The 2252-nt window shown below is 67.1% G+C and carries 2 protein-coding genes; both read right to left on the bottom strand.

What is annotated here, in order from left to right:
* The coding region (locus MJ783_RS22355) for a bifunctional 2-polyprenyl-6-hydroxyphenol methylase/3-demethylubiquinol 3-O-methyltransferase UbiG (RefSeq protein WP_239313649.1) at nt 1-1127 on the bottom strand (1127 nt) is incomplete at its 3' end.
* Nucleotides 1128-1272: 145 nt separating this feature from the next.
* Complete coding sequence (locus MJ783_RS22350) at nt 1273-2079, bottom strand: thioredoxin domain-containing protein (RefSeq protein ID WP_239313647.1); 807 nt, start codon at nt 2077-2079, stop codon at nt 1273-1275.
* Between the last annotated feature and the right edge of the window lie 173 nt (nt 2080-2252).

Raw genomic sequence — 2252 nt, 5'->3', positions numbered from 1 at the left:
GCGAGCGGCTCGACCCCCGCCGCCGTCGCGACACCGACGAACGAGGTCGGATCAACCTGGCTGGCGGCCCATCTGCGTAGTTCATTCATGATCAGAACGGACAGGTCGACGTCGGCATCAGCGTCGGCGTCGGCGAACACCATGGGGTCGATCGCGACGTCCATGATGACCAGAAAGGTACGGCCGTCCCCGACGATGCGGCCACAGCCGACCGCGCGCCCTGGTTCGTGCGCGGCCTCAACGCACAGTCCGGCGAGGCTGCCGTCAATGGCGTCCGCGGCGGCTTCGGGGCCGGGGTCGGACAGACCGCCAGCGGTGCGCAGCCGGCGTAGTTCGGCCACGTGGGGCATCCGGTGGACGACGAGGAACCCGCCGACCGACAGCGACAGCGATCGTGATGCGGATCTGCCGACGGTCATCAGTCCCGGCAGCGGCTTGACGAGCGCGGGATGGGTGGTCGCCGGGCCGGGCCGGATGCCCACCACCAGCGTGTCGATCACCGTTTGCTGCCGGTCGTCCGGGCTGAGCTGCCGGTCATCCGGGTTGATCGGATGCGGTACGCGGCCAGCTCGACTGATTCGCAGGGGCGGGCCGTCAGCCAGTTCCGTCAGCAGTTCGTCGGCGTCCAGCAGTTCGTCGGGGCTGAGCAGGCTTTGGGGATCAGCCGGTCCGCTGGGCTTGCGGCCGTCGCCGCGTCCGAGAGTGAGGGTGGCGCGATCGTGCCCGAGCACCAGCAGCGTCCCACCTGGAATGACTGCTTTCATCGCGTCATACAGGATCGTGCGCCGTTCACCAGGCGGAAGATGAAGATAGCAGATAGTAACAAGATTGTATGACATGGGCCTTGGTGTCCATTCCAGGACATCGGCTTTGATCCACTCTGGTGTCACGTCGAATCGGCGGGAGAGCTCCCGCGCCTTGCGGATCGCGACTTCCGAGAAGTCCAGACCGGTGACCCGCCAGCCCTGCGAGGCAAGCCAGACGGCGTTGCGGCCGACCCCGCAGGCCAGGTCGAGGGCGCGGCCCGGGCGCAGGCCGGCGAGTTGTTCGATCACGATCGGGTTCGGCTCGGCGGTCCACACCAGGCCGGCTCCGGTGTGCCGACGGTCCCACTGCGCGGCATCCATAGCCGTTATCTCACCTCGTGTCGCCGCGTCCTGCCGTATCGTGCCCGAGGGCCGCGGGACGACACGGCAGAACGCGGTGCGCTGTACCTGTGTTGCCGGGCGCTCCCACGGGTGCGCTGGCGGTTTTGTGCGCGCCCGCGGGGGACTATCCGGTGGGTGTGGCGTTACCGCCGCTGCCGCCGCCACCGGCAGCGGCCACCGCGTCGGTGAAGCCCTGCGGTGTCAGGGCCTGCGCGGCAAGCTCGCTGCCATTGACGAACACGGTCGGGGTGCCGGTCACACCGTGCTTGGACGCGTCGTCCTCCACCTTCGCGACATAGCCTTTGTACGTGCCGTTGTTCACCGCGCCGGTGAATGCCGGGGAAGTCAGCCCGACCTTGTCGCCGAGCCCGATCAATGTAGCGTTGGTGAAACCGCCGGTCCGCTCACGTGGCTGATTGGCGTAGAGAATATCATGGTATTCTTTGAACTTGTTCTCCTGGGCGGCGGCCGCGCCGGCATTCGCGGCCCGGACGGACTCCGGCCCGATAAACGACATCATGTGGTAGACAGCCTTGATTTTCCCGTTGTCGATCATTTGCTGGATGGTGCCGCCAAGCGATGTCTCGAGATTTTCACAGACAGGGCACTGAAAGTCTTCGTAGAAATCGACGGTGACCGCGGCGGCTGCTTTTCCGACGACGATTCCGTTGTCGCTGCCGGTCGCGTTCGCCGGCACCACGACAGGCGTTGATACCGCTCGGCTGTTCTGGATGACGAAGCCGATCACACCGGCCAGGGCGAGCACGGCCACGACAGTGAAAGCGATGATCATGCGTTGGCGCCGCCGGGCGCGCGCGATTTCGGCGGCTCGGGCCGCGGCGGCCTTCTCCCGCCGGGCTTCCTCGCGGCCCGCGGGCCGGCGTCCGGCCGGGGCGTCTTTCTGCCGGCCCTTGTCTGACGTGGCGCTCATGAGCTCTCCTGGAACGGTCGGTCGAGGAGGCGGTCGAGAGCTAGCACGCTGTACGGCCAGCTCACCAGCAGGCCACTTGCGAGCAGGAGCAGGCTGTCCCGCACGATTTCCTCGGTGTAATGGGTGGGTGCGCCCGCTGTCAGGTCGCCGCCAGCGGAGAAACAGCCGCACTC

It is taken from the genome of Protofrankia sp. Cj3 (assembly GCF_917627355.1).
In the GTDB taxonomy this organism is placed as follows: Bacteria; Actinomycetota; Actinomycetes; order Frankiales; family Frankiaceae; genus Protofrankia.
The sequence above is the reverse complement of the archived record's forward strand: the minus strand, read 5'-3'. Positions and strand labels throughout refer to the sequence as shown.